The sequence below is a fragment of the Actinomadura geliboluensis genome, from assembly GCF_005889745.1.
GTDB lineage: Bacteria > Actinomycetota > Actinomycetes > Streptosporangiales > Streptosporangiaceae > Spirillospora > Spirillospora geliboluensis.
Window position 1 is genome coordinate 1 of the sequence record NZ_VCKZ01000467.1, and the last position, 6,759, is coordinate 6,759.

At 72.3% G+C, this 6,759-nt stretch carries 6 protein-coding genes, 1 tRNA gene and 1 other RNA gene; 3 read left to right on the forward strand and 5 right to left on the reverse strand.

Annotated elements, in window-relative coordinates:
• Both ETD96_RS38615 and ffs read right to left on the reverse strand, forming a co-directional pair.
• The coding region (locus ETD96_RS38615) for a DNA polymerase III subunit gamma and tau (protein WP_138641448.1) at nucleotides 1-1,223 on the reverse strand (1,223 nt) is incomplete at its 3' end.
• A gap of 38 nt (nucleotides 1,224-1,261) precedes the next feature.
• Nucleotides 1,262-1,357, reverse strand: an RNA gene (ffs, locus tag ETD96_RS38620) — signal recognition particle sRNA small type.
• A 59-nt stretch (nucleotides 1,358-1,416) separates the two neighbouring features.
• Between ffs and ETD96_RS38625 the strand changes: the two genes are divergently transcribed.
• From ETD96_RS38625 to ETD96_RS38635, 3 genes are all read left to right on the forward strand, one after another.
• A complete protein-coding gene (locus tag ETD96_RS38625; protein ID WP_138641449.1) occupies nucleotides 1,417-1,761 on the forward strand; it encodes a DUF952 domain-containing protein in 345 nt (114 codons plus the stop codon).
• Nucleotides 1,762-1,771: 10 nt separating this feature from the next.
• Nucleotides 1,772-1,856: transfer RNA gene (locus tag ETD96_RS38630), tRNA-Ser, on the forward strand.
• A 217-nt stretch (nucleotides 1,857-2,073) separates the two neighbouring features.
• A complete protein-coding gene (locus ETD96_RS38635; protein WP_138641450.1) occupies nucleotides 2,074-2,382 on the forward strand; it encodes a type II toxin-antitoxin system VapB family antitoxin in 309 nt (102 codons plus the stop codon).
• A 6-nt stretch (nucleotides 2,383-2,388) separates the two neighbouring features.
• Here the strand turns inward: ETD96_RS38635 and ETD96_RS38640 are convergent, their stop codons facing one another.
• The 3 genes from ETD96_RS38640 to ETD96_RS38650 form a co-directional block, all read right to left on the reverse strand.
• Entirely contained in the window at nucleotides 2,389-3,648 is a 1,260-nt protein-coding gene (locus ETD96_RS38640; RefSeq protein WP_138641451.1) for a CynX/NimT family MFS transporter, read from the reverse strand.
• 309 nt (nucleotides 3,649-3,957) lie between these two features.
• Nucleotides 3,958-4,665 carry a FadR/GntR family transcriptional regulator gene (locus tag ETD96_RS38645; RefSeq protein ID WP_138641452.1) on the reverse strand — a complete coding sequence of 236 codons (708 nt, stop codon included), beginning with the start codon at nucleotides 4,663-4,665 and terminating at the stop codon, nucleotides 3,958-3,960.
• A gap of 155 nt (nucleotides 4,666-4,820) precedes the next feature.
• The gene (locus ETD96_RS38650) at nucleotides 4,821-6,302 is read right to left on the reverse strand and encodes a helix-turn-helix transcriptional regulator (RefSeq protein WP_138641453.1); all 1,482 of its coding nucleotides are present in this window, start codon (nucleotides 6,300-6,302) and stop codon (nucleotides 4,821-4,823) included.
• Between the last annotated feature and the right edge of the window lie 457 nt (nucleotides 6,303-6,759).

Below are 6,759 nucleotides of genomic sequence, written 5' to 3' on the forward strand. Positions count from 1 at the left end.
GGAGCGATGACGTGCCCGACCCCTGGGCGGGCATGTCGGGGTTGACGTGCGGCGAGGGCGCCCTGGGAGGCTTGGCGCTCCAGGCGGTCGAGGCGGGCGAACATGGACGCCTCGTCCTCGTAGGCGGCGGGCAGCAGGATGCGGGCGCAGATCAGTTCCAGCAGCAGCCGCGGGGACGTGGCGCCGCGCATCTCGGTGAGGCCGGTGTGCAGCAGGTCGGCGGCGCGGGTCAGCTCCCCCGGGCCCATGGAGGACGCCTGGCGCCGCATCGCCTCCAGCTCGTCCGGCGGGACGTTCAGCAGGCCCGTCCCGCCCGCCTCGGGGACGTTCGACAGGATCACCAGGTCGCGGACGCGTTCCAGCAGGTCGGCGGTGAAGCGGCGCGGGTCCTGGCCGCTCTCGACGACGCGGTCGATCGCGGAGAAGACGGCGGCGCCGTCGCGGGCCGCGAAGGCCGCGATGACCTCGTCCAGCAGGGCGGAGTCGGTGTAGCCGAGCAGTGAGACGGCCCGCGCGTAGGTGATGCCCTTCTCGTCCGACCCGGCGAGGAGCTGGTCCAGGATCGACAGCGTGTCGCGGGCGGAGCCGGCGCCCGCGCGCACCGCCAGCGGCAGCGCGGACGTCTCGTAGGGGACGTCCTCCGCCTTCAGGATCTCCTCGACGAGCTCCTGCAGCACGCCGGGCGGGATCAGCCGGAACGGGTAGTGGTGGGTCCGGGAGCGGATCGTCCCGATGACCTTCTCGGGCTCGGTCGTCGCGAACACGAACTTCAGGTGCGGCGGCGGCTCCTCGACGAGCTTCAGCAGCGCGTTGAAGCCCTCGCGGGTGACCATGTGCGCCTCGTCGATGATGTACACCTTGAAGCGCGCCGACACCGGCGCGAAGAACGCGCGCTCCCGCAGGTCGCGGGCGTCGTCGACACCGCCGTGGGACGCGGCGTCGATCTCGATGACGTCGATGTGCCCCGTCCCGGACGGGCCGAGCGCGACGCACGAGTCGCATTTGCCGCACGGGTCGGGCGTCGGCCCCTGTTCGCAGTTCAGGGAGCGGGCGAGGATCCGGGCGCTGGAGGTCTTGCCGCACCCGCGCGGACCGCTGAACAGGTACGCGTGGTTGATCCGGCCGTTGCGCAGGGCCTGCTGCAGCGGCTCCGCGACGTGCTCCTGTCCCTTCAGCTCGGCGAACGTCGCTGGCCGGTACTTGCGGTACAGCGCCAGACTCATCGGGGGTCCGCCCTCCTGGAGAAGCAGAGCGTCAGAAGCGAAAGGACCCCCCGCACACCCGCCAGAGCCTGTTTATCCTTGCTGCCTTCCGGCCCTGGGGAGGTTCACAGGGTGACGCCATGCGAGGGGTCTACCCAGAGTCTATGGCATCCCCGGCCGTGGATTGCCACGGTTCCCGCGTAGTCTCCGCCTCATGCCCGCCGCATCCGAGGACACCCTCCTGCACATCGCCGAACGGACCCACTGGGAATCCGCCCGCGCCGCCGGTGTGTCGTACACCATGTCCACGCTGGGCCGGACGCTGGACGACGAGGGTTTCATCCACTGCTCGTCCGACATGTCCCAGGTGGACGGCGTCCTCGCCCGCTTCTATAGCGGTATCGACCGGGAAGATCTGGTTCTGCTGGTCATCGACGTGTCCCGCCTGGACGCTCCCGTCCGCCACGAGCCCGTCGGGGACGCGGTCTTCCCGCACGTCTACGGACCGATCCCGGTCTCCGCCGTAATTGATGTCAGGTCACTGCCCGAGACCCGGTAGGCTTCCCCGTGGAGGATTCGCCTAGTGGCCTAGGGCGCACGCTTGGAAAGCGTGTTGCGTGCAAGCGCTCGCGAGTTCGAATCTCGCATCCTCCGCCGCACCGAGGCCGGTGCCCGACACGGGCACCGGCCTTTCGCATGCCCTGGCCCCGGGCGGCTCCGCGTGTGCCCGGCCAGCAGGGCGGCGACTGGAGGGAACTTAGTGACGGGCCGGTTGACCTGGGCGGTAACTGGTTTACTGAGTCCGTAAGTCGAGTGACGCATGTTGTTGCGTTGCCTTCTCCGGGTGGGGCCGACGCCGTAGACTCGAAGTGTGATCTTCAAGGCGGTCGGTGATGGCAGGCCCTACCCGGACCACGGGCTCTCGTCCCGGGACTGGGCCAAGATCCCGCCCCGCCAGGTCCGCCTCGACCAGCTCGTCAGCACTAAGCGGGAGATGGACCTCCAGTCGCTGCTCTCCAAGGACTCCACGTTCTACGGCGACCTGTTCCCGCACGTCGTCCAGTGGCACGGTGAGCTCTACCTGGAGGACGGCCTGCACCGGGCACTGCGGGCCGCACTGCACCAGCGGCAGGTCCTGCACGCGCGCGTCCTGGACCTGGACGCCGTCGACATGAGCTGACGCCGGTCAGCGGGTCCGGGCGGCGGGCTCCAGAGCGCGGGCGTGCTTCGGGCCGGTGCGCTGACGCGCCGGCTGGACGAACCCGGGGCGCGCCGCCAGCAGCCCGAACACGACCTCCGGCACGACCAGCGCGAGCAGCAGCACCAGCGGGACGTTCCAGCCGCCCGTGGCGTCGTGCAGCACCCCGACCGCGAGCGGGCCGGCGCCCGCGAGGAGATAGCCGCCCGTCTGCGCCATCCCGGACAGCGCCGCCGCCACGTGCGGGCTCGGCGAGCGCAGGCTGAGCAGCGTGTACGCCAGCGGGAACGCGCTGCCGGTGCCGAGGCCGAGGACGATCACCCAGGTCCAGCCGGCGGACGGAGCGAGCATCAGCCCGCCGACGCCCACCACCATGGTCGCGGCGACGGCGACGACGAGGGGGCGCTGGTCGCGCAGCCGCGCCGCGAACACCGGGACGACGAACCCCAGCGGGATCCCGACGATCAGCATCGCGGAGACCATCATCCCGGCGGCCGCGGGCGCGAACCCGGCGTCCTGCATGATCTCCGGCAGCCACGACATCAGCACGTAGAACATCAGCGACGCCAGCCCCATGAAGGCCGCGACGTGCCAGGCGGTCGGGGAGCGCAGCAGCGATCCTTCACCGCGCGGGGCGGCGGCGGCCGGTGCCGCGGCGCGCGGCTCGCGGCGGACGCGGAGCGCGAGCGGCCCCCAGACCAGCACGGCGATCAGGGACGGGACGGCCCAGATGGCGAGCGCGAGCCGCCAGCCGCCCGCCTCGTCCAGCGGGACCGCGAGCCCGGCCGCGATGGCGCCGCTGGCCGCCATGAGCATCATGGCGAGGCCGGTGAGCGAGCCCACGCGGGTCGGGAACGCGCGCTTGATGACGGCCGGCATGAGGACGTTGCCCATCGCGATCCCCGCGCCCGCCAGGATCGTTCCAACGAACAGTGACACCGGGGACTGCACCACGCGGAGCACGATCCCCGCGGTGATCATGACGAGGGAGCCGGCGATGGCGGTCTCGGCGCCGAACCGGCGCGCCGCGAGCGGCGCCACGGCCGCGAAGACGCCCAGGCACAGCACCGGCAGCGTGGTGAGGACGCCCACTTCGGCGCCCGACAGCCCGAAGACGTCCCGCAGCTCGCCGAGGACGGGGGCGATGCCGGTGATCGCCGCCCGCAGGTTGACCGTCAGCAGGACCAGCCCGACCAGCGACCAGACGGCCGTGGCGCGGGAAACCGGAGTCGTCGCAGAACTGTTCATCTCACCTTGCTCATCGTCTGTCCGCACCGGCGGGGGCCGGGCACGTCTTCTTCGTCGTCGTCGTTCGCCTTCGCAGCACGGCCGGGAACGATCGGGCGCGGCATGCGCACTGATCCCGTCGTCGGGGCGGGAGACGGCCGCAGGAGCGGCGTTCTCCCCTGCTCAGGGCGAGAAGTCTTCGGTGGGCCGCGCGTCCGGGTGACGCGCGGTGTGTTGGTCCGGCCCGCTCACGGGCCTCAGCGTCGGGCGGTCGCGGCGCGGCAGGGGGGCCGCATCACGTCGCCGTCGCGGCGCTCCGGATCGCGGGGGTCAGGGCTCATGCACGGCCTCGCGTCCCGGCCGGGGGCCGGCGAGTGCGGTGGCGAGGATCTGGTCCAGGCACGCGTGGGTGGCGCGGGTCGCGGCGTCCGCGTCGCCGCCCTCGACGGCGGCGGCGATGGGGCCGTGGGGGACGTCGGTGTGTTCGAGGAGGGCGCCGGCGGTCCCGATGCTGGCCCGCAGCGCGGCGCTGAAGTCGCGGTACAGGTCCGTCAGGACGCGGTTGTGGGTGGCCTCGACCACGGCCATGTGGAAGGCGAGGTCCGCTTCGACGAACGTCTCGTGCGCACCGGCGGCCAGCGCGGCGTCGCGGCGGCCGAGGGCGACCGCGATGGCGGCGATGTCGGCCTCCGTGCGGCGGGTCGCGGCGAGCCGCGCGGCCTCCACCTCCAGCCCGCGCCGGACCTCCAGGATCTCGATGAGCTCCGCCCGCTCCAGGCGCCGCCGGACGGCCCCGGACAGCTCGCTCGTCGCGCGCACGTACGTCCCGTCGCCCTGCCTGCTTTCGAGGAGGCCCGCGTGGGTGAGCGCGCGGACGGCCTCGCGGACGGTGTTGCGGCCGACGCCCAGCGACTCCGCCAGCACCGGCTCCGGCGGGATCTTGGCGCCGACCGGCCAGTTCCCGCCGACGATCTCGTCCCTGAGCTGGGCGATCACCTGGTCGACCAGGGAGGACCGCCGAGCCGTGCGCAACGTCATCGTCCAACCTCCGGTCAACCAGTCATCCTACGTTTAAAGGGTAAAGCGTAATCAGGCTGGATTTGTTCCCGTTCGACGGGAGATGCCTCACATCGGCTTCGTGCCCGCAGGCGTGCACACGTCAGCGCCGGCGGTGCTCGGACGGTGTGCCGGTGTCAGAGGGCGGGGTCGTCGTGCTGGCCGTGGAAGGACGGAGCCCGCGCACCGGACGCCGACATGAGCTGGGACGCGGAGAGACCCGCCGCCTGGAGCGCCTGACGGTAGGCGGTGGCCGCGCTCTCGCTGTCCTGGACGAGTTCGAAGAGCTCGCCCAGTTCCCTGTAGAGATGTGCCGCCGGACGGCCCGAAGCCAGCATCGCGAGCTGCTCGGACGCGGCGCGCAGCACCACTTGGGCGGCCGTATGGTCGCCCTGGGCGACACGGGCCCGCGCTAGGACGAGCCTGGCCAGCACGCTCTTCTGCGTGCGGACGGCGAGGTCGCTGCCGGGCTGCGGCGTCACGCTGTGGGTGCTCGTCGGAGGAGCGAGGGCCAGGCCGGTGTTGAGGAACTGCTCCAGCGTGGCGATCGCGTCGTCCAGCTCGCCCATGAGGACCAGCGCGCGCGCCTTGGCGATGGTGCTCTCGGTGAACTCGTCTCCTTCGAGGTCCCCCGTGGCCTGGAGGAGAGCCAGGGCCTCCTGCGCGGCCTCACGCGACCCTTCGGCGCGCGGACGCTCGACGCCGAACTCACCGGACGGCATGGCACCCGGCGCCGCGACGACCGAGAACGGCAGGACGCCCCTGAGCAGTGCTTTGGCGCCGGCAAGGGCCAGACGGGCCTGGCTCTGCACAGGCGTGGCATCCGTACGTGCCGTGAGCGCCTGGTCGGCGAAGTACAGGGAGTCGCCGACCGTGCCCTCTTCCAGGGCCCGCATGCTCGCCCGCTGGTAGTGGACGCTCACCGGCTCGGCCTCGGCGGAGTCGTCGGGGTGGAGGAGCCGCCTGCCGAGGTCGTGCGCGCGCGCCGGGTCAGAACGGTCCACGTAGGCGAGCAGCAGGATGCGCCCGGCCTCGGTGAACTCGTTGCCGACGCCGAGCCCGAGCTGTTCGAGCCGCTCGACGGCGCGCTCGCCGAGCGCGATGGCCTGCCCCAGGTCGCCGACGGTGTGGTAGCACCGGGCCAGCGCGATCACGGGCGGCAGCCAGCTGGCCCGGCCCGGGTCGCGTTCGGCCTGCTCGCGCAGCTCCTCGAACAGCGCGATCGCGGCGTCCGTCCGGCCCAGCTCCTCCAGGGCGCGGGCGCGCCCCCAGCGGGCGCGGGACGTCAGGTCCGGGTCGTCGCTGCGGGCGATCACCTCGTCGAAGCCGGCCTCGGCGGTGGCGGCGTCGCCGCGCAGCAGCGCGAGGTGGGCGTGCCGCTCCCGCACCTCCAGGTGCGCGCGCTGCTCCGGCTCCACCCCCTCCGCGAGGTACTCCGGGGTGCAGCCGAGGCGCTCGGCGAGCATGCGCAGCACCGTCGGGGTCGGTGTGCGCTTACCCGACTCGATGAGGGAGATGTAGCTGTCGGAAAGGTCGTGACCGGCGAGCTGTGCCTGCGACAAGCGTCTGGTCAGCCGCAGGTTGCGGACACGTTCGCCGACATTGCCTGGACCCGGCATGTGGACTCACTTAGCGGAAGTAAACAGGCGGCTGGGGTGCCGACATGATTGCACATTGCGCGTTATCGCACATCGAGAGCAAGGAAGCGGGGATGGAAGAGGCCCGCCGGCGCGGACCCGTCCGGCGCCCGCGCGCACGCTGCTGGAACGCGGTGGCGCGCCGGTTCGTACCGGCCGGTCGTCCGGCGGTCGCGACGTCTGTCACCTCCCCGACGGTATCCGAACGGGCGGACAAGATCTCGGTCACCGCCGATATTGACCAGTCCGCCGCGCTTTCCGGCCATCGCGCCACCGGGGGCGTCTACCGCGCGCTCGCCCCCGACCAGGCCACGGGCGATCGACGCGGCCCGTCGTGCGGTTGCGCGCGGGCCGCCATCCTGAGCGGTGGGGTCACGCCTCGGGGTCGGCGCCGTCCTTGGGGCCGGGGGCGGCGGGGACGTCCTCGGTCTTCTTCGGC

What these genes read in the sequence shown, in the direction of transcription:
- ETD96_RS38625 (WP_138641449.1), top strand. Translation starts at nt 1,417, where the DNA reads ATGCCCGCCGCATCCGAGGACACCCTCCTGCACATCGCCGAACGGACC.
- ETD96_RS38640 (WP_138641451.1), bottom strand. Translation starts at nt 3,648, where the DNA reads ATGAACAGTTCTGCGACGACTCCGGTTTCCCGCGCCACGGCCGTCTGG.
- ETD96_RS38645 (WP_138641452.1), bottom strand. Translation starts at nt 4,665, where the DNA reads ATGACGTTGCGCACGGCTCGGCGGTCCTCCCTGGTCGACCAGGTGATC.
- ETD96_RS38650 (WP_138641453.1), bottom strand. Translation starts at nt 6,302, where the DNA reads ATGCCGGGTCCAGGCAATGTCGGCGAACGTGTCCGCAACCTGCGGCTG.